The organism is Longimicrobium sp. (genome assembly GCF_048594345.1).
Classification (GTDB): Bacteria; Gemmatimonadota; Gemmatimonadetes; order Longimicrobiales; family Longimicrobiaceae; genus Longimicrobium.
In genome coordinates, this window is record NZ_JBMDXM010000125.1 from 1 (window position 1) to 20,004 (window position 20,004).

General features: G+C 69.5%; 17 protein-coding genes. 2 read left to right on the top strand and 15 right to left on the bottom strand.

Annotated elements, in window-relative coordinates; genetic code table 11:
- Window positions 1-397: 397 nt before the first annotated feature.
- The 7 genes from ACOJUJ_RS13715 to ACOJUJ_RS13745 form a co-directional block, all read right to left on the bottom strand.
- Complete coding sequence (locus tag ACOJUJ_RS13715) at window positions 398-1,468, bottom strand: Rieske 2Fe-2S domain-containing protein (protein ID WP_420127452.1); 1,071 nt, start codon at window positions 1,466-1,468, stop codon at window positions 398-400.
- A gap of 387 nt (window positions 1,469-1,855) precedes the next feature.
- The gene (locus ACOJUJ_RS13720) at window positions 1,856-2,320 is read right to left on the bottom strand and encodes a hypothetical protein (RefSeq protein ID WP_420127453.1); all 465 of its coding nucleotides are present in this window, start codon (window positions 2,318-2,320) and stop codon (window positions 1,856-1,858) included.
- A 73-nt stretch (window positions 2,321-2,393) separates the two neighbouring features.
- Complete coding sequence (locus ACOJUJ_RS13725) at window positions 2,394-3,308, bottom strand: hypothetical protein (RefSeq protein ID WP_420127454.1); 915 nt, start codon at window positions 3,306-3,308, stop codon at window positions 2,394-2,396.
- Window positions 3,309-3,433: 125 nt separating this feature from the next.
- A complete protein-coding gene (locus ACOJUJ_RS13730; protein ID WP_420127455.1) occupies window positions 3,434-4,549 on the bottom strand; it encodes a S1C family serine protease in 1,116 nt (371 codons plus the stop codon).
- Between the two features lie 13 nt (window positions 4,550-4,562).
- Window positions 4,563-7,385, bottom strand: a complete 2,823-nt coding sequence (locus ACOJUJ_RS13735) for a CRTAC1 family protein (protein WP_420127456.1) — start codon at window positions 7,383-7,385, stop codon at window positions 4,563-4,565.
- Between the two features lie 226 nt (window positions 7,386-7,611).
- Window positions 7,612-8,745 (bottom strand): GNAT family N-acetyltransferase, encoded by a 1,134-nt coding sequence (locus tag ACOJUJ_RS13740; RefSeq protein ID WP_420127457.1) that lies wholly within the window; start codon window positions 8,743-8,745, stop codon window positions 7,612-7,614.
- A gap of 2 nt (window positions 8,746-8,747) precedes the next feature.
- A complete protein-coding gene (locus ACOJUJ_RS13745) occupies window positions 8,748-9,893 on the bottom strand; it encodes a Rieske 2Fe-2S domain-containing protein (protein ID WP_420127458.1) in 1,146 nt (381 codons plus the stop codon).
- 96 nt (window positions 9,894-9,989) lie between these two features.
- Here ACOJUJ_RS13745 and ACOJUJ_RS13750 point away from each other — a divergent pair, with 96 nt between their 5' ends.
- Both ACOJUJ_RS13750 and ACOJUJ_RS13755 read left to right on the top strand, forming a co-directional pair.
- The gene (locus ACOJUJ_RS13750; protein WP_420127459.1) at window positions 9,990-10,334 is read left to right on the top strand and encodes a hypothetical protein; all 345 of its coding nucleotides are present in this window, start codon (window positions 9,990-9,992) and stop codon (window positions 10,332-10,334) included.
- A 20-nt stretch (window positions 10,335-10,354) separates the two neighbouring features.
- Window positions 10,355-10,747: a type II toxin-antitoxin system VapC family toxin gene (locus tag ACOJUJ_RS13755; protein ID WP_420127460.1), complete on the top strand. Its 393-nt coding sequence runs from the start codon at window positions 10,355-10,357 to the stop codon at window positions 10,745-10,747.
- A gap of 205 nt (window positions 10,748-10,952) precedes the next feature.
- Here the strand turns inward: ACOJUJ_RS13755 and ACOJUJ_RS13760 are convergent, their stop codons facing one another.
- The 8 genes from ACOJUJ_RS13760 to ACOJUJ_RS13795 form a co-directional block, all read right to left on the bottom strand.
- A complete protein-coding gene (locus tag ACOJUJ_RS13760) occupies window positions 10,953-11,603 on the bottom strand; it encodes a hypothetical protein (protein WP_420127461.1) in 651 nt (216 codons plus the stop codon).
- Window positions 11,600-13,249, bottom strand: coding sequence for a GH3 family domain-containing protein (locus ACOJUJ_RS13765; RefSeq protein ID WP_420127462.1), 1,650 nt, complete (start codon window positions 13,247-13,249; stop codon window positions 11,600-11,602). Before ACOJUJ_RS13765 ends, ACOJUJ_RS13760 begins: the two co-directional genes overlap by 4 nt.
- Entirely contained in the window at window positions 13,246-13,938 is a 693-nt protein-coding gene (locus tag ACOJUJ_RS13770; protein ID WP_420127463.1) for a hypothetical protein, read from the bottom strand. Before ACOJUJ_RS13770 ends, ACOJUJ_RS13765 begins: the two co-directional genes overlap by 4 nt.
- Window positions 13,939-14,569: 631 nt before the next feature.
- A complete protein-coding gene (locus ACOJUJ_RS13775; protein WP_420127464.1) occupies window positions 14,570-15,613 on the bottom strand; it encodes a dipeptide epimerase in 1,044 nt (347 codons plus the stop codon).
- A 342-nt stretch (window positions 15,614-15,955) separates the two neighbouring features.
- Window positions 15,956-16,600 carry a GvpL/GvpF family gas vesicle protein gene (locus tag ACOJUJ_RS13780; RefSeq protein WP_420127465.1) on the bottom strand — a complete coding sequence of 215 codons (645 nt, stop codon included), beginning with the start codon at window positions 16,598-16,600 and terminating at the stop codon, window positions 15,956-15,958.
- On the bottom strand, window positions 16,600-17,820 hold the full coding sequence (locus tag ACOJUJ_RS13785; protein ID WP_420127466.1) for a M24 family metallopeptidase: 1,221 nt from the start codon (window positions 17,818-17,820) through the stop codon (window positions 16,600-16,602). The genes ACOJUJ_RS13780 and ACOJUJ_RS13785 overlap by 1 nt, the downstream gene beginning before the upstream one ends.
- A 28-nt stretch (window positions 17,821-17,848) precedes the next feature.
- Complete coding sequence (locus tag ACOJUJ_RS13790) at window positions 17,849-18,703, bottom strand: class I SAM-dependent methyltransferase (RefSeq protein WP_420127467.1); 855 nt, start codon at window positions 18,701-18,703, stop codon at window positions 17,849-17,851.
- Between the two features lie 308 nt (window positions 18,704-19,011).
- Window positions 19,012-19,968 carry a histone deacetylase family protein gene (locus tag ACOJUJ_RS13795; protein WP_420127468.1) on the bottom strand — a complete coding sequence of 319 codons (957 nt, stop codon included), beginning with the start codon at window positions 19,966-19,968 and terminating at the stop codon, window positions 19,012-19,014.
- Window positions 19,969-20,004 lie beyond the last annotated feature (36 nt).

Here is a 20,004-nt window from a genome sequence, read left to right on the forward strand (position 1 = left end):
ACTGGCGCCCGACGGTATGCCCCTCCCCCGGCCCCTCCCAGTTCGTTCCTCACGGAGAGGGGAGAAGTCGATCCCGCTTCGACACCTTCCGAAGCGCGCCACCCTCGCCGCCCACCCACCCCCTCCCCCGAAGTTGGGGGAGGGGTCGACCGCCGTTGCGAGGAACGAGCAAAAGGCCGGTCGGGGGACAGGGCCCATCGGAGCGGGCGGTGCTTCGACGTACATCGAACTGGCGCCCGACGGTATGCCCCTCCCCCGGCCCCTCCCAGTTCGTTCCTCACGGAGAGGGGAGAAGTCGATCCCGCTTCGACACCTTCCGAAGCGCGCCACCCTCGCCGCCCACCCAACCCCTCCCCCGAAGTTGGGGGAGGGGTCGACCGCCGTTGCGAGGAACGAGCTAAAGGCCGGTCGGGGGAGAGGGCCCGCGGGTCGCGCTGCCGCCCGACGCCCGATTCATCCGCTCCGCTGCGCCGCCGCCTGCGTGATCGACGCACCCCCCGCGCTCCCCCGGCAGGCCGGACACCCAGTGGAGGAACGCCTCCAGCGTCTCGTTGCCGGGGAGCGGAAGGCGCGGACGAAAGCGCATCCCCTGCATCACCCCCACGTCCTTTTCGATGAAGCGGGTAAAGAGAAAGCGCGCCACGGCCAGCCGCATCCGGTCCACCCCCGGCACGCCGCCGCGCCGCGAAGTGAACACCGGCGTCACCTCCACCTCGTCGCCCACGGGGATCATGGCCAGCAGCAGGGCGCTGCGGGTGCGGCCCGTATCGCTCTCCACCGTCACCGTGGTGCCGCCCCAGCAGTTGATCTGCACGCGGATGTGGTCCTTCGACAGCCACTTCATGATGCGGTCGGCCAGGCCGGTGCCCGTCACGCGCGACAGGTAGCGCATGCGGAAGCGGTGCGGGTCGGGCACGTCCACCTGCGGCCGCTCACGCAAGGCCCGGCCGTGCACGGTGTTCAGGTGCTGCTCGTCAAAGCCGTTGGCGGCGGGCGCGTACCACGCGCAACGCAGCCGCACCGGGCGACCGTGCGCGTAGAGCAGGTCCGCATCCGCAAAGGTCTCGAAGCCGGGCACCGGGCCCGGCACTCCGCCGCCGATCCACACCCAGATGCCGCCCAGCCGCTCCGCCACCGGATACCCAGGCTGCCGCGCGAGCGATGGCGGACGCCCGCCGGGGATGCCGGCGCAGGCACCGTCGCGATCCCACTCCCAGTGGTGCAGCGGGCACTGCAGCCGCTCGCCCACCACGCAGCCGCCGCCCAGGTGCGCCCCCATGTGCCAGCAGTGCGCCGCAAGCGCGCCCACGGCGCCGCTTTCGGTGCGAAAGAGCACCACCTCCTCCGCCCCCGCGCGCCGCGGCAGCACGCGCCCGGGCGGAACGGCGGACGAGGGGGCCAGCAGGTACCAGGCGGCAGGGCGCGACGGCGGATCGAAGGTGAAAGACGCTTCGGCGGGCTGGCTCATCGACACGAAAGCGGATCTGTACGGGAGCGGGCGAGACGATGACGGTGCGGGGTGCGCGCCGGCCTCATCGGATGTGGCCAAACCTTCCATGCGATCAGTCATCCTGAGGCTGAGCCTCAGGGCTCAGCCTCAGAGGGGGTTGAGAAACCTCAGTTGTTCCGCCTGAAGCACACTGTCATCCTGAGGGAGCGTGCGCCCAAACTGTCACAACCACAGAAGGTTGCGCGCGACCGAAGGATCTTTGTCGGGTCGCGCGAGGCCCAGCCATCGGGAGCCGTTCAAACCGCGATCGGGCAGACACGGTCTTTCGGTCGGCACCAAGCGTTTGCGTGAAAGGCTCAGGATGACACCACTTTGCTTCGTGCTTCGAAGTTCAGCAACACCCTTTCAAGGACGCCGCAGCGTCAGCCGCACGGTGTCAACCCGGGAGCGGTTGAAGTCGACAAGGTACAGCGCGCTGTCGGCGGCGAACACCGGCAGCCGCTCGCCGATCGGCCGCGGGTCCGAATCATCGTAGATCGATGCCTGGATCCACACGGTGGCCGTGTCGCCGGTGCCGCGGTACGGTGGATCGTGTCGCGCCAGGTGCAGCCGGTTTTCCCCCGTGTTCGGGCTGGCGGCAATGTCCTGGTTCAGGCCCGTGCCCTCGCGCACAGGCGCCGCCCGCAGGTCGAAGATGGTGCGCTGGGGCCACGGCTCCGGCGGTGCATCGATCACCACGATCAGGCGCACGCAGCCGTACCTGCTGCCCATGGTTCCGGGACAGTTCCCGTTGCCCATGCCCAGCAGATCGCACCCCGCGCAGGCAAGCAGGGCCAGGCAAAGCAGGCCGGGCGAAAGCAGCTTCGTCATGAATTGCGGTGGGTGGTGGGATGGAGATGCATGGCGTGGTGCCGGCGGCAGCCGACGGCGAAGCCGGCATAGCTCAGGAAGACGTATCGACGTTCGAGCGGGCCGGAATGTGACCGGTGGCGGCCAGGTGCAGGAGGATGCGGCGGATGAGGACGGGGGCATCGGGGGTGCGAAAGTAGTGGTCCGCGCCCCACACGGGGTAGACCACGCCGCCGTCGACGATCGCGTCGATGAGGAGCGTGCTGCCGTCGTTGGGGCCCAGCGCGGCCAGCCGGCGGTGGCGTTGGGTGATGGCGCCCGCGGTGTGGATGGTGAGCGGGCACGCCACCACGTTCACCACGAACACGCCCGCGGGCACCGTGGCGCGGGGGACGGGCGCGTGCCGCAACTCGCGGATCAGCCCGAAGTCCGCACGCCAGCGCGCCAGGAACGCGCGCACGGCCAGCCGCCGCCACCACGCGCCGTCCAGCATCGCGTCCACCAGCGGCGACCCGTGGATGATGCCGCAGACGTTGATCCACGCCCGCACCTTTCGCGCGAGGGTGGGATCCTGGTCCAGCGCCGCCCGCACGTCCGCCCCGCCCTTGCTGAGCGACGCCAGGATGACGGACCCGTCCGCCTCCTTCGCCAGCGCCTCGCGGATGACACGCGCGTTCTCGCTGACGCTCCCGGTGCTAGGCGTGCGGATCATCTCCGCGTCCATCCCTAGCCCCCGCGCCACCGCCAGCACCGCCGCGCCGTCCGCCCCGAACTGCGGGTACTCACGCCAGAACGCCGCCGGCGCCAGCAGCAGCCGTGCGGAGGTGGCCGGCAACGCCGCATCCGCATCCAGCGCCTCCACCGCCTCGATAAATGCCTGGTGCGGCTCCGCGCTCCGCACGCGGTCGTACCACAGTGCGGTCGCGAAATCCACCCCGTGCTCGCGGGTCAGCTGCGTGAGCACGGCGGGGGTGAGGGTGGCGTAGTCGCAGTCCGGGGAGTTGCTCAACGTGTGATAGGAGATGCTGACGTCAGGCTGATGAGTGCTCACTATACCTCATCTCGCCAAACTTGCAGCCAGCGCTAGCTCTACGCCCTGGATGCGCGGCTCGGCGGGGGCACACTAACGTGGAATCAATCGATGATATCAAATCCCAGCACACGAATTTCAATCTTTGTGACTGGCGTTAGAGAGTATGCTGTCCCCGATTTTATCGAATTGCTGGTGAGTCTCTTGACACTCATATCGACAGCGCCTTGTACCCGCCGGGCTAATCCAGGCGGGATGACGCCATTCAGTGTGACGACATCCGTTTCAAGCGGATTGCCTTTTCGATCATAGAACACCACTAAAGCGTGAACGTTTTGCACGGGTCGATTCAGCTTGTTGCGGAAGGTTAGTGAGTATCCTCCTCCCTGGAAGTCGTACTCATGGTCCCACTGCAAGTTCTCGCCAGTCACACCCGTTGTGAGGCGATCCCCAATATTCGGGAATGGCCTACGGGCTGATCTCAGAGTAGCGCGACCAAGTTCCACGGGAGCGTGCCTGTTTGCGTTCAAATCACGAATATTCGCTGCAGGGACTGCGAAGTTTAGATTCTGACCACCCCTATACGTAGCCGTTGCAACACCAATTACCTCACCTTTGTCGTCTAGCACAGGTCCACCGCTGCTGCCGGGTGAAATTGGTGCGGTGATCTGTAGAAGGCGTGCATCGCCTACGGCCCGTATACCGCTGACTATTCCCTGTGAAAACGTACCTTCAAACCCTTGGGGATTTCCAATCGCGAAGACAGTTGCCCCAATGATAGGGTCGCCGGAAGTGCTAAGCCGAAGCGGTGTTCCCGATCCCTCGATTTCAACAAGAGCAAGGTCGTGCTGGGCATCAACCCCAATCGTCCCAGTAATCTGGAAGCTCGTCTCGGTGCCAACCGGTTTAGCGAATCCGAAAGATGCACCCTCGATGACATGCGCATTGGTTAGGATAACGTTGTCGTCAATGAAGAAGCCGCTGCCAATGGAAATCGGCTGACTGTTCTCATCGGACATACTCAACAAGACAACAGAAGGAAATGTATTCAGTGCAATCTGTTGGGGGGTGTAGCGATCTGAGAAATCGGCTTCGTTCGCTTGGGCGAGGGATTCAGAAGCTTTAGTGTGCGCAACGCCCCTGCCCCGCCCAACATCGCATGCCGCGGAAGCAAAGAGGAGTGCCACCAAACAAGCATATCGGACGTCATGCATCTTCATCGCCGCTGTGTGCTCAATGTTGCCGGAGGACGTGATAGCCGTTCCGCGCCAAGCGCTGCTCCGTCGTCGCGCCGCCGCACCAGCGGATGCGGACAGTCACTTGCTCCGGCGCGGCGGCGCCGAGGCCGAAGTGGAGGCGGGTGTCGTGCTGCGACGAGAAGCCGTTGGCGGCCTGCACCTCGCGCGTCTGCGGGCGCTGGCCGGGGAGCGTGACGGTGGCGACGGAGCCGAAGGCCTCGCGGCTGCACGTCTTTCCATCACCCTCCAGGCGCAGGCCGATCCAGTGCGCGGGGGCAGCGGCGGCTGACGGCGCGTTGCGCAGCAGCGTAGGGCCGGCGTGCTGGTTGGCGATTACCACGTCCAGGCGGCCGTCGCCGTCCAGGTCCGCCATCGCCACGCCACGCGAGTTGTCGCCCTCGGTCAGCCCCACCAGCGCGGCGGCGTCCACGAATTGCGGGCGGGCGTCGGCGCCGCGGTTCAGCAGGACGCGGCGCTGCTCGTTGGGGTAGATGCAGCGCCCGCGGATGTCGCCCCACATGTCGGCGTAGGTGTGCACCTCGCGCGGGGACTGCATCAGCTTGTGGTTCACGTACCAATAGTCGGGGCAACCGCCGTACAGGTTGTCCAGCCGGTCGTCCACCATCCCGTTCCCCTGAACGATCTCCGGCCAGCCGTCGTTGTTCAGGTCGCCCACACCGGCGCCCCAGGCAAAGCGGTCCTCATTCAGCGCGCCCCGGCCGGTGGCCTCGTCGCGCAGGCGCGGGGTGCCGCGGGCGTCGGGGCCGCGGTTCATCCACAGGATCGATCCCTCCGCCTGCAGCTCCTGGTGCACGTTGGACACGTAGATATCCGGCCAGCCGTTGCGGTCCAGGTCGGTGATGGACGAGTTCATCCCCTTGTACGTGTCCATCCCGATCTGCCCGAACAGCCGGCCGTGGACGCGGCGAAATCCCTTGCCCTGCTGGTTTAGATAAAGGTCGTCGCGGCCAAAGTCGCTGGCCAGGTACAGGTCCGTCCATCCATCGCCGTTCAGGTCGCCGGTGCCGATGGAGATGGTCCAGTGCGTCTCCGGCATCCCCATCGCCTCCACGTCCTGCGCCGCAAACCGCCCGCCTACGTTGCGCAGCAGCACGTTGCGCCCGCCGTTCCGCGCGTCGTGCCAGCCGTCGTGCATAAAGCGGAACATCCGCCGGTCCCCGTCGAACGCCGGCTGGGGGAGCTGGAAGATGTTGAGCCGCGTGGGCGTGTCGTATCCCGCCAGCCACGGATTGAGCACGTTGCCGATCAGCAGGTCTGGCCGGCCGTCGCGGTCATAATCCAGCACGTTGGCCGCCACGGAGATAGTGTACTCCGGCATCCCCACCGCCGCGCTGACGTCTTCGAACTCCACCCGCCCCGTTTGCGCCCGCAGCGAGCGCAGCAGCCGCGTCCGTCCGAAGGAGACGGGCACCAGCAGGTCCAGCGCGCCGTCCTGGTCGTAATCGAAAAACAGCCCGGAGGATGCAAAGCCGTGGCGCTGCGGGGCCAGCCGCAGCGAGTCCAGCGCGGGGATGGCCACGCGTTCGAAGCGGAAGCCGCCGCGATTCAGGTACAGCGCCGCGCGGTCTTCCGCGCGAGCCAGCGGATGGGTGAGGAACAGGTCCTGGCGCCCGTCACCGTCCACGTCCCCCGCGGCCACCGAGGCGCCCACCGACAGCAGCCACTTGGACAGATGCCGCAGCCGTGGGTCCAGCATGTCGTACGTCCCCGGATCCATCGTCACGCCCAGCCCGCTCTGCGCCGCCGGCACCTCGCGCAGCACGAACCCGGCGTCCGTCAGCGCCACGCGTGGATGGATGGCAGTGGCGTAGGCCGTCCCTCCGGCGAGCGCCATCCCGCCTAACACGCCGATGGTGCGCAGCGTCCGCCCGTCCCCCAGCGCCTCCCGCAGCCGCGGCACCGGCCCCATCCTCCACATCTCCCGCACGTGCAGAAAGATGAAGCGCCCGCTGGCGATGGCGAACGCGGCGTAGAAGAAGGTAAAGACGCTCTCCATCGTATGCAGATACAGGTCTACGATGGTGATCCCGAACGCCAGCAGCACCTGCGCTCGCGGCGTGTTGGGCGACGTCTTTGGGTCCGTCAGCATGAAGAAGGTGAAGAGGAAAAACGGGGGCGTGGTGAGCGTCCCCAGGAACAGCATCTCCGGCGGCAGATGGGCGCGCATGATGTACGCGCGCAGCCCCGTCTGCAGGGCGTAGAACAGGAGGAACGAGACGATCAGCCAGCCGCGGCCCACGCGAAAGACGAAGAGCGAGAGCGCCGCCATCACCATGAACGCCGACATGGCCACGTGGCCGCCCCACTGGTACGCCGGCGCCGTGGTGATCAGCGATCCGAAAGCCAGCAGCGAGATGGCCACCCCCGCCAGCGAGGGGTTGATGGTGTGCTGGCCCTTGAACGTGAGCAGGTACTTGCTGCCGATGGTGATGCCGACCGGCAGCAGGAGCAGAAAGTAGTCGTGCGAATAGTTGAGCAGCAGCGCCAGCGACAGGCCGCTGATGAACGCGCTGAGCGGAAAGACCCACTCGCGTTTGCGCAGCAGGCGGTGCAGCAGCACGTCCAGCGCGCCCGCGGCGCCCACGATCAGCAGGATCTGCGTGGGCGAGCGGTTGAAACCCAGCCACACCACGCCCATCACCGCGTACAGCGTCAGGATGGCGGCGAACGGCCAGCGCGGATCGCGCCGCGACGGGATGCTGTCGCGCCAGCTACGCGGCTTCGGCTGCGGCGGCGCGGGGATCTGCGTCGGTGGATGCGGCGGCGCGGCGACGGCGGAGGGAGGCGGCGGCGTCATACGCGGTGCCCCTCCCCCCGGCCCCCTCCCCGCTCGTTCCTCGCGGAGAGGGGGAGAACGGAACGCGAGGGCGAGGGCGAGGTCCCTGCGCTGCGGCCAACTCCGAGGAGCGCCCCCTCCGGGCTCGTAAACCTCGCCCACCTCCCCCCAAACTGCTGGGGGAGGTTGACGCGCCGAGACTTTGGGACGCTTGGCTGGGAGCAACAGATCCGCGGGTTTCGCATCATCATACCAGCGCCATCTCGAAGCCGGGACGGCCGGGCGCCAGGCACTCCGGCGGCGGCTCGATGCCCGGCGGCGTCACCACGAAGAGGCGCGCGTGGAGGTCCGTGCATTGAAAACCGTGGAAGGCTGACTCCGTAGGATCGCCCTCGGGGACGAAGAAGGAGAGGAGCACGTAGCCGCTCTTGCGATGATCGGCGTAGACGCGCCGCAGCAGCGCGTTCAGCACCGCCGGATCGTCAGACGGCACGGCCTGGTGCGTGGCACACAGGTAGCGCAGCTCCTCCCCCGGATCCGGCAGACGGGGAAAGCGCAGCAGCCGCGCAAATCGATCGTACCACGTCTTGATCGATCGCATCTTCCCGCGATAGGCGGATACGACGGTGCGCTTGACGGGCGCGGCGTCCCACATCGCCACGCATCCCACCAGCGCGCCCGCCCCGTCTTCCGCGAGATAGAAGGATTCGATCCGCAGCCCCGGCCACTCCGCCAGCCGGCGCCGCAGCTCGGATTCGGGCATCGGCTGGCCGAAGGGGCGACGGCGCGCATCGGCGTCCAGGAATGCGGCCACCGCGGGGAGGTCCGCCTCGGTCGCGCGGCGGACGCGGAAGGCGCTCCGCTTCGGAAAACGCGGCAGCGTGAGGTGGACGTTGCGGATGCGGAAGTCGCGAAGCGGCGTGTAGCGCGGCATCCCCTGCTGCCGCCGGTTCTGCGCGGTGAGCGCCCGCAGCGCCCGCTCGTTCGACGCGATCACCGCCGTCAGTGACGCGACGCAGCCGCGCGACGTAGCCGATTGCGTCAGCGTGGGGCCGTAGACGCGGTTCAGCAGATGGCGGCCCTGCACGGCGGGCGACAGGCGCAGGTCGCCCAGGTAGCCCACGCGGCGGACCTCGCCGCCCAGGTAGCCATCGCGAAAGACGAGCGACGCCATCGCCTCCACCCGCCCCTCTTCTTCCGCCACCCAGCACTCCCAATCGTCCGACTGCAGACAGAGGAGCGCACTGAAATCCGGGTCGCGGCGGATGGAAAGCGCTAGCTCCGCTTCCATCGGCACCCGCGCGAACAGCTCGCACATCGCCGCGCCGTCGGCGGGGGTGGCGCGGCGGAGGGTCAGGGCACCGGCGTCCACCGTCGACATCGTCACATCCAGAACTCGATGCGGGTGGCGCGCGGCTCGGGCGGCGGATCCACCTCGCCGGCGGCGGCGTGGTCGCGCAGGGCCTCGATGGCGCGATGGATCTCGTCCGCCGCCGTGCCGCTGAACCGCCGCGCGCCAAAGCGGCGCAGGTTGCCGGTCTGCACCTCCATGATCCGCACGTCCTGCTGGATCACGGTGCGCGTGTAGGGCGGAAGCAGCCACCGCGCGATCGGGTTGAACACGCCGAAGCGGAAGGTGATGGCGGTGTACACCATCGCCCGCTCCGGCGTGATCGGCGTGATCTGCGAGGTGATGACGAAGCCGCGCCGCTCGCCCCACATGTAGTCCACGCGGGTCACGTTGGGCATGAAGAAGCGGTCCGTGTGCACCATCGGCTTGCCGTCCGGGTTCAGCAGCCACTTGCTGAAGCCGATGGAATCGTCCGGCTGAAAGTACTCCACGTTCACCGCGTCCGCCGTGCGCTCCACGGTGGCCTCGGCGCGCTTTACGTTGGCCGCCTTCCGGAACCAGCCACTGTGCACGAACGCCGTGTGCGGCACGTCCATGAAGTTCTCCACCAGGTCCGTCACGTCGCCATCGAATGCCGTCAGCATCACGTACGTGCGCCAGCCCTCCTTGCCGTAATGGGGAAAGCGGAACGGCTCCTTTTCCCCCGCCCGCTCCGGCGTGCCCAGGTACACCCAGACGAATCCGTCCTGCTCGCGCACGGGAAAGCGCTCCAGCCGGCGCCCCTCGCGCGCCCGCTTCTCCGGCCCCTCCGACGGCACGATGACCAGCTCGCCCTCAGCGTTGTACGTCCAGCCGTGGTAGGGGCAGCCGATGCAGCCATCGAACAGGTCGCCCTTGCTGAGCGCGGCGTTGCGGTGCAGGCAGCGGTCGATGAGCGCCGTGGCCTTGCCGTCCCCGCCGCGAAACAGGACGATCGGCTCTTCCATGATGGTGGATGCGTACGGCTTTTTTGCCGTCACCTGCTTCGACAACGCCGCGACGTACCAGTTCTCGTTCAGCGTCCCGCAGCGAAAGCGCATGATGGGGCGCGCCTCGGCGGCGTCGGTCGGGCGCCCGGAGGGGCACCCGGCGATGGCGGGGACGGCGATGGAGGTCTGGGGCGAGGTCTGGGACTGCATGGAAGTGCCTGCGGAATGTGAACTTGCAGCGGACCGCTTGAACGGGCGGTCCGAGGCGGCTACCTTACCTGTACATGTACCTGTACAGGTGAGCTGATGGTCAAGAAACAGGACGGAGACGTACTTCCGGTTACGGCTGCGCGCGGTCGACTCTTCGATCTGATCGAGGAGATTCTCACCGGCCAGCGGTCATGCGTAGAGCTTTCGCATCGCAGCTTCGACGAGCACGTGGTGATGGTCCCCAAAGGTCACCTCGAAGCGCTGTATGCCGACATCGCCGCGTTGCGCGCGCAGGTTGGCATCGCGCCACGTCCGCTCCGCGGCCTGGGCATCCTGCACGAGGACCTGGACCAGGTTCTCGTCGACTCGCGCGCACGGCAGGCGGAGCTGGCCCGGCTGAAGCGCGCCTCGTTCAGCAGCGATGAGGACGCCGAGGCATGACGCGCCCACCCGAGATTGCGGTGACCGACACCCACGCGCTGATCTGGTGGATCACCAACCAGTCCCGCCGCCTGGGACGTGAGGCGAACGCCTTTTTCGACCGGGTGGACGATGGCCAGGCGGTGGTCTGCATCCCCGCCATGGTCCTCGTGGAGCTGGATGAGGCGATGGCCGCGGGAACCGTTACGCTCGGCGAATCGTTTCCCGAGTTTGTGCGCCGCCTGGAAACCACTCCATCCCGCTATCTGATCGTGGACCTCACACCCCAGGTCGTTCTCCTTGCGCATGAGCTGCTCCAGATTCCCGAGCGGGGCGATCGGCTGATCGCGGCCACGGCAGCCGTGCTGGGCTACCCCCTGATCACCCGCGACCCCGAAATCACGGCAGTGATCGGCGTCGACCACATCTGGTGAAGACGCCTTCCACTAGCGCTTCACGTTTGTCTCGTCGCCTGGCCTACCCCCACCAGAACCCGCGCGAACCTGTCGCAGCACCCCGCCCCCTGCCCCACCTCAACCTCCCCCGGCAGTTTCGGGGGAGGTGGGCCGGTGGTGCCGGCGCGGAGGGGGCCTGCGCGGGGCATCCGAAGCACCCCGCACCCTGCCCCACAACGAGCTTCTACGCCGTGGCCGTCACCGCGTCCCCGCCTGCATCCAGCCGCACAAGGTCCCGCATCACCATCGCAAGCCGTGCGTAGGCGACCACGTCCACGACCGCCGTCAGGTTGTTGATCGCGCGAAAGTGCGGCTCGTCGCTGGCGAAGTAGATGCCATCCTGGCCCTGCGTCTGGCCGGCGACCGTGCTGTTGAACAGCGAGGCGAAGATCATCTCCGCCACCAGCGTCCCCCGGATGGAATCCAGGTGCCGCCGCGCCACGCCGTTCACGCCTTCCCTGCTCTCCGCGCGGCTGGGGTGCATCATCACCGAGAGCATCACAAGATCAACGGCGTCGTGGCCCACGCCGTACGCGCACCTCCATGAGTGCGTGCGGTACAGCATCCACATCTCCGCCGCCCCGCGCGCCGTAAAGCTCAGCAGGTGCGCCTGCAGCGCCGCGCGGTTCGCCGGCGACAGCCCCTGCCGCCGCAACAGCGTCGCGGGGATCACAAACCACGACAGCAGCGTGTAGTTGAGCCACAGCGACTTGGGAAGCGAGATGGGGCCCCCCACGCGCTCGCCGCGGTTCTGCTTGCGCGCGAACCGGTACACCAGCGCCGACACGCCCGCGGCGGCCAGCAGCCACACCGGAACCTTGCGCGGCGCCTTCATCCGACCTCCGCCGACAGGGGCGCACCGAACGCCTGCGCCCACTCCGTTCCCGCATCCAGCGCGGGGGGTTTGATGGATCCCGCCCGCTGCCCGCGCGCCGTGCAGACGCGCTCGTACACGCGCTCGCCGTCCGTCACCGCCACTCCCTCGATCGGGTTCAATTGCCCCAGCGCCCGGCAGAGCGCGTAATGGTGCGCGCCCAGCAGCGTGCGCTCCACGGCCGCGGCCAGGGCACGCGCGTCGTCCGGCGCGGCCTGGGCGTACAGGCGGTAGCGCGGCGGCTGGCCCCAGGTGGGGGCCAGCAGGGCGAACGGAGGATGGATGCCGGTCTCCGCCGCGGCGCTGGCAAGCACGTGCTCCACCAGCTCCGGCGTAAGCTTTTCCCCCGCCAGGTCGCTCGCCCGGTCCGCGCGGCCCACGAAGCGCAACGTGGGCGTGTGCTCCAGCCGGCCTTCCACGCGGACGCGGTCCTTCAGCCGGTAACGGTAGAGGCCGCCGCCCGTGGTCAGCACCACCTCGTACGTGGCGCCCGGCTCCAGCTCGTGCACGCCGAGGGCAGCTCCGTCGGGTCCGTCCGGCAGGAACTCCAGGTAGTGCGAAGTGACCGCCGCCACCGGCGCCTCCGCGCGAAAGAGGGGGATGGATACCACGCCCTCCGTCGCCAGCAGCCCCTTTCCCTGCACCTCCACCCGCGGAAAGCGCCGCCGCATCCCCTCTAGCGCCCGCGCCGCGTGGCCGTCGGCCCAGCAGGAGATCAGCGCCAGTCGCGGCCATACCGCACCCAGGTCCTCCGGCGGCCGCCGTCCGAAGCGGCGGCGCAGACGGCTGGCCGCGTCCGGACGCGCGGGCAGCGCTCGCTCCAGTTCCGCGCGAAGGTCGGGCGCGAGGGCGGCGGAGAGGCGGCCGCTCTCCATCTCGCCCAGCAGCGCATCCCATTCCTCGTCCAGCGCGGCGGCCAGCAGGGTCAGGAAGGAGGGACTCCAGACGGAGATCATCGCCAGCTCCGGCATGGCCAGGAGCGCGCGGAGGGTCACGCGGCGGCAGGCGGCCAGGTCGGGGATGCGGGAGACGGCGCGCGGCACGCCCAGCGAGCGGTCCAGCAGCGCGCGCACCAGCGGCGGAAAGTAGTCGCTGTCGTGCTCCATCCCAACCGGCACGCCGCCAGCCGTACGCGCCCGCCGCCGCGACGGGGGAGACACCGCCCAGTACGCCTGCCCGCCCCGCAGCGCCGGCCGGCTCCGCAGCAGGTCGGCGATCCAGGGCATGGTCGCGGCGGAAAACTCCGCCAGCAGCGCCGCCGTGTACGGCACCTCCTTGGACAGCCCCGACGTCCCGCCGCTCGGCTCCACGAAGCGCACGGGCTCAGCCGTCAGCGCGTTGGGCCGGCCGTCGCAGGCGGGGCGGATCCACCCCTCCATCTCCGCGAAGTCGCGCACCTGGACGCGCGAGCGAAAGTCCGCCGCGCCGCGGATCTCCGCGAACCCATGCGCCCGGCCGAAGTCCGTGTCGCGGTTCTGCTGGATGATGCGCCGCAGAATGGCTGCCTGCGCCGCGGCGGGATCGCGCAGCGCCCGCGCAAAACGGGCGGAGGCGGGCGCCGCGGCCGCGCGGTAGAGTGTGCTGGCGATCCAGGCGCTCGCGCTCACCGCCCGCCCGCGATGCGCTTCCAGGCGATCCCCGCCGCCGTCCGCGCCAGGTCGCGCATGCGGATCTGCGCCAGGCAGGCCAGCTCCTCGCCGTCCGCGTGGCCGGGGTTGCGCTCCACGAAGAAGCGGATGTGCGGGTTGGCCAGCAGGTCACCCTCCACCGGCGCCACGCCGTCGCGGACGCGCTCGTGCGGCGTGGCGTAGCGGACGATCCCGGCCGCCGCGTCGTACTCCGCGCCGAAGCGCTCCGTCGCGAACAGGTCCAGCGCGGCGCGCAGCTCGGGTGGCTCGGCGAGGTCCCAACGGGGGACGGCGCGGGGAAAGTGGTTGGCCATCAGCAGGTAGGTGCGCCACCCCTTGGAGATCAGGAACCAGTACAGGGGCCGGTCCGGGTGGCGCAGCTTGAGGCGGAACAGGAGGCCGGCGAACGCGCTCTGCAGCCGCTTTTGTCCCCAGCACGAGCGGTCGATCACCGTGTCGCCGCTGAACACCATCGTCGCGTTGCGCGCGCCCACGCGCACGTCGCGGTACAGCACGGTGCTGAATCCGCGCAGCGCGCCGCCATGGTCGCGCAGCAGGATCACGCGCTGCTTTTCGCCCAGATCGCGCTCGAACCGCGCCTGGTCGGCGCCCTCGTAATGCGCGCGGAACAGCGCGAACGCCGCGTTGCGCGTCCTAGCGTCGATCATCGGCGGCGCGACGACGAACGCGCGGAGCCGTGGGGGCGGTGCGGGGCGCAGAGGTGCGGCGGAGCGCTCCGCGACGGGAGGGGCGAGCGGCATGCGATTACTGCGCGGTAGGAGGCCGGCGGCAGGGCTGAGACGTGTACCGTCGGCGGGAGCCGTCCGTTCCGGGAATATGCGTGCGGAACGACGGCGGGGCCAGAGTGGACGAGGCGTGAAAGCAGGTAACGGACTGCGCCCGCGGGGTGCCCCTCCCCCGGCCCCTCCCCGTTCGTTCCTCACGGAGAGGGGAGAACGTAGCCGATCGATCAGGGCTCGACGACGTATCTTGAACTGGCGCCCGAGAGGCCCCCTCTCCCCCGGCCCCTCTCCCCCACTGTCGCGGGAGAAAGGGGAGAATTCGATCCCGCTTCAACACACCCCGAAATGTTATCCGAGGGAGCGCCACCCGAACCTTCTTCTCCTCTGCACCGGGCGCGCGACAAGGAACCTACCGTATGCTGCTCGTGGCGCGCCCGGCGCGCTGAACTTGCGGCCACTATCCGCGCAGGCGGATCTCGTGACGTTCCGCCGCGATTTCAATCGCTGAGGCGGAGCCGGCCGCAGCGCCGGAATCCATCACCAACGTCCGGCTGCCCTACTCTTCGTCCCCCGCCTCCGTCACTCCCAGCCCCGGCGCGGTGTTGAACCGCAGCGTCCCGTCCGCCTCCACACCGGGACCCTGGAAGGGGTCGCGGGCGAGGAGGGCGGCGCCATCGAGATCGACGTAATCCACCAGCGGCGCCACCTGCACGGCCGCGGCGATGCCGAGGGACGACTCGATCATGCATCCCAGCATCACGCTCATGCCGTGGGCGCGGGCGGCGTGGGCGATGCGCATCGCCTCGCGCAGGCTGCCGCACTTGCTGAGCTTGATGTTCACGCCATCCACCACCCCCGCCAGCTTTGCCACGTCCGATGCCCGCTCGCACGACTCGTCGGCGATGATGGGGAGGGGCGAGTTTTCGCGCACCAGCTTGAGGCCGGCCAGGTCGTGCGTGGGCAGCGGCTGCTCCACGAACTCCACGCCAAAGTCCGCCAGGATGGGCATCGCCGCGATCGCCTGCTTGGCCGTCCAGCCGGTGTTGGCGTCCACGCGGATCGTCTTGCCGGGCGCCTCTTCGCGGATCATGGTGAGGATCTCGAAGTCGTTGGGCGTCCCCACCTTGATCTTGAGGATGGGATACGCCGCCGCCTCGCGCACCTTCTCCCGCATCACGTCGATGCTGTCGATGCCGATGGTGAACGACGACGTGGCGGCGACGGGATCCAGCCCCCACATCTTCCACACCGGCAGGCCCAGCTTTTTGCCCACCAGGTCGTGCAGCGCGGCGCTGACCGCCACCCGCGCCGAGCCGTTGTGCGCCAGCGCGTGGTGCAGCGCGGTGTCGATGCGCTCCAGCGCGAACGGATCGCCCTCCGCCGCGGCCTCCAGCGCGCCCGCCAGCCGCGGCAGCACGGCGACGACGGTATCCGCCGTCTCCCCGTAGAACGGCTGCGGCGACGCCTCGCCCCACCCCTCCACGCCGTCCTCGTCGCGGATGCGCACCCACACCAGCCGGCGCGCCGGCGGCCCCGCCTCGCGCGCGCTGTTGAAAGCGTGCTTCGGGTTCAGCTCAAAGATATCGAAGGTCAGCTTCATCGCGTCCTATCCGGTGCGCCTCGAAATCGGCGTTGTTGTTCGACGAGGCCCCGTCCTCGGTCGTCTCTCGCGGAGGCGGAGAAGATCACGGATCGTCGAAAAGCATCGAACTGCGTCCGCCGGTATGCCCCTCCCCCGACCCCTCCCCGTTCGTTCCTCACGGAGAGGGGAGAACCCCGTCCCGCTTCGACACCTTCCGAAGCGCGCCACCCTCGCCGCCCACCCCACCCCTCCCCCGAAGTTGGGGGAGGGGTCGACCGCCGTTGCGAGGAACGAGCAAAAGGCCGGTCGGGGGAGAGGGCCCCGCGGGTCGCACCCATCCCACCCGTTCACCCGTTCACCTCATCCCGCCATCGTCACGAAGTCATACGGCGGCCACGGGCCGGTCAAATCCAGACCCAGTGCGCTGTTCAGCCGGGCCAGCACCTCAAGCCGGTCCTGGAACGCGGCCGTGGCGCCGCGGTCCACCAGAAAGGCGGCGCTCAGCACGCGCTGGTGCGTCACCGGCAGCGTCACCGCCGCGGCGGAGATGCGGCGCAGCTCGGCGTAGATGTGCGTCGACAGGTCCAGCGCCAGGCCGCGGCTGAACGTGCTGTCTACCACGTCCACGTGCAAGCGGAACTCCCACCGCCGCGCCACACGCTCCAGCGCCCCGGTGAGCCCCGCGTGCGACTCCGTGAGGAAGGCGCGCACCCCTTCCGGGTCGGAAAACACCACGCCAACGGGCGCGGGGACCACGTCGTCGCGCAGCAGGGCGCGGTGCACCTCCCAGTGGCGCGCGGCCAGGTGATCGGCGTCCGCGTCCGTCCCCGGCGGCGGCGCGGGGGCCACGAGCGCCGCCAGGTCCCCCTCGCGCACCAGCACCACGCCCATCGCCGGGTCCGCCGGGTCCCACGCCAGGTCCGGGTCCGGCGCGCGCACTACGCCGAGCAGCGCCCAGCCGTGCGCGGGCCCCGAGCGCGGCAGGGGGATCGGCTCGGCCGACATCAGGCGAAACGCGGGTCGGAAAGGAGGGCGTACACCGCCGTCTGCGGCTCCGGCGTGGTCACCTCCGGGCCGTCCGGGCCCATGTACACGTCCACTTCAGAGCGGAATCCCACGTCGCCGGACAGGTAGATGCCGGGCTCGATGGAGAAGCCGACGCCCTGGATCAGCCGCCGCGTGTCCTTCGACTCCACGTTGTCGATGTTGGGTCCGGACCCGTGCAGCTCGCGGTCGATGGAGTGCCCGGTGCGGTGGAAGATCTGCTCGCCCCACCCGGCATCCACGAGCACGCCGCGCGAAACGTCGTCCGCCTCCCATCCGGCCACGTCCTGCCCCGCGTCCCAGCGGCGGCGGATGAGGTCGATGGCGGCCAGCCGCGCGTCCCGCACCGCGGCGAAGATGTCCTCCAGCCGCTGGGGCACGGACTCGCCCACGTAGCCCATCCACGTCTGGTCGGCGTAGATCGCGCCCTCGTCCTCCTTGCCCCACAGGTCGATCAGCACCAGGTCGTCCCGGCGGATCGGCGAGTGGTGGTCGGCGGAGGGCGCGTAGTGCGGATTGGCGGCGTTCGCGTTTACCGCCACGATGGCGTCACCGCCCACGGTGATGCCGCGGCGCGCGAACTCGCCCATGATCCACTGCCGCACCTCCCACTCGCCCGTCTCGCGCCCCTCGCGAATGGCGGCGGCGATGCGGCGAAAGGCCTCGTGCGCCACCTCGTACACGTGCTTTGCGGCACGGCGGTGGCCGGCGAGCCCCTCATCCGACCAGCGCGCGTAAAAGGCGCTCACCAGGTCGCCGGAGGTCACGGGCTCGGCGCCGGTGGCGCGGACCATCTCGACCACGCCGGCGGGGACCTTGTCCACGTACGGCACCGCGTCGGCCGGCGCGTACTCCATCGCCACGCGCGGATTGCCGGAGAGCAGCTGCGCCAGCCGCGAGTCCAGCTCCTGCCACGACGAGTACGGCCAGTTGTCGCCGATCCACCCCGTCCACGGCTGCTGCTCGATGCGGTGGGTGATGGCGACGGGCCTGCCCTGCGCGGGGATCCACGCGAAGTAGCGCCGCGTAAGCGCCGGCAGGCCAAGCAGATCGCCGGCGATGGGATTGTTGCCCCTGAAGTTGTACATCAGCCACCCGTCTACCCCCTGGGTGCGCAGCTCTTCCTGGATGCGCGCGACGGTTTCGGGCGAAAGCTGAACGGTCTGCTCGGTGACGGCCATCCGGTACGTTCCGTGGTTCAGGGCCGCGTCACGGCTGCGTGACGGGCCACTTGGTTCCCTTGATCATCGAAAGCCCCAGCACCCGCTCGCGGGTAAGGAGGCGGTGAATTTCCCGCTCGCGCAGCACGGCGCCCTTGACCCCGCCCCACCCCCAGCGCCGCCACGCGCGAAACAGGATGGCGATTCGCTCGCGCAGCGAAAAGATCTCGGAAAAGTCCGGGAACGGCGCCCCGCCGCCCGCCGTGGGGCGAAACGGCGACGGCGCGTCGGACCAGTCCTCGACGGTAAGGTCCACCACCCCCGCGTCGCGCAGCAGCTGCTTCCACTCCACCAGAATCATGGGCCGCGCGCCCAGGTGCTGCACCAGGATCTCGCGGCGGCTGGGGTCCACGTGCCCGGTCCAGATGAGCTGGATGAGGACGACGCATCCGTGCGGCCGCGTGACCCGCGCCAGCTCCGCCACCGCGCGAGCGGGATCGGCGGACGCGGCCAGGCCGATCTCGCCGATGGCCACGTCGAAGGTGCCGTCCTTGAACGGCAGGTCGTCCAGCGCCGCGGTCTCGAAGCTGATGCGCCCTTCCATCTCGACGTCGCGGGCGCGCGAATACGCCTCCTGCACCAGCACGCGGTCGGAATCGATCCCCACGCCCGACACGCCAAAGGTGCGCGCCAAGTACAGGGTGCTCACGCCGCGCCCGCACGCCGCGTCCAGCACCTCGTTTTCCGGCGCCAGGTCGGTAAGCTGGGCGATGCGGCGGTACAGGTCCTCGCCGCCGGGGGGAAACACGGTTTCCGTGCTGAGGCGGACCAGGTCCAGCATCGACGGCCCGCCTTCCCGCGGCGGCGGAGGGATCGGCAGGGTTTCGTCGCGGCGCTGAGGCATGGGGAAAGTATAGAGGCGGGCTGGTGGGGCCGCCAGAAGTGCGGAGTGCGGAGACTGGCTACACGCATCGAACTGCGTCCGCGGTGTGCCCTCCCCCGGCCCCTCCCCGTTCGTTCCTCACGGAGAGGGGAGAAGTCGATCCCGCTTCGACCAGCTTCGAAGCACTCCGAACTCGCGGCACACGCCACCCCTCCCCCGAAGTTGGGGGAGGGGTCGACGGCCGTTGCGAGGAACGAGCAAAAGGTCCGTCGGGGGAGAGGGCCCGTCGGCCGCAGTTCTATGCCCGTAGACCCGCCCCTTCCCTGCTCCTACGCCGGCGGCAGCCCCGCCAGCGCGCGCAGGTGCTGGATCACGGCACGGGCCGTCTCGCTCGCCGCGTAGCCGCCCTCGAGGACGGAGACCAGTCGTCCGCCTGCGCGCGCATCCACCCAGTCGCGCAGCAGGAGGGTGATGGCGTGCACCTCGTCGGGCTCCACGGCGAGGGAGCCGTGGGCGTCGGCGGCCAGGATGCAGAACCCGGCGGAGAGGAGCACGAAGTCGATGGATTCATCCGCCGGGACCGCGTCCAGCACCTGGCGGAGCGCCGCGGCGAACGCCTCGCCGTCGCTGCCGGGCGGGAGGGCGACGCCGTCGATGGGGGGATGCTCCGCCGTTTCCTCGGGCTCGGGAAACGACTGCGGATGCTGGTGGATGGAGATCAGCCGGACTCCGTCGTCCTCCTGCAGCACCTGCGCGAGCGCGGCGGGCTGGCGCGCGCCCCACGCCACCACCAGCACCCGCTCCACGCCCCGCCGCACGCGCAGGTGCCGCGCGGCGATGGCGACATTGTTGAACAGCGAGCACTCGCCCGCCGCGTCCGCCGCAGCGCCGCGTCCCGGCGGACGGACCAGCGCGAAGCCGTTGCGCACCTCGCCGGCCAGCACCGCCTCCACCGCCGTAAGCGCGGACCCGGCGCCCGCCAGCGCCGCATCCCACGACGCGCCCGAGACGGGGACGCCGTCCAGCTGCAGCGTCCGCTCCGCGCGCGCCGCATCCGTCGCCATCTCCCGCACACGGTCCACGTACGCGGGCGTATGGACCAGCAGCAAATCGTCTTCGGTGGCGGGAACGCCCTCGGTCTGCCGCAGCGGCTCCCACAGCGCCACCATATCGCGCTGCACCGCGCGCACGATGGCCGGCAGCCGCCCCTGGTGGTCCGGGTGATCCCACCCCGTGTCGTGGCGGGATGAATCCTCGTGGCTTACAAAGGCGGTTATGTCGTGCATTCCGGGCGTGGGTGCAATGAGGCGCCTGCTGCCGAT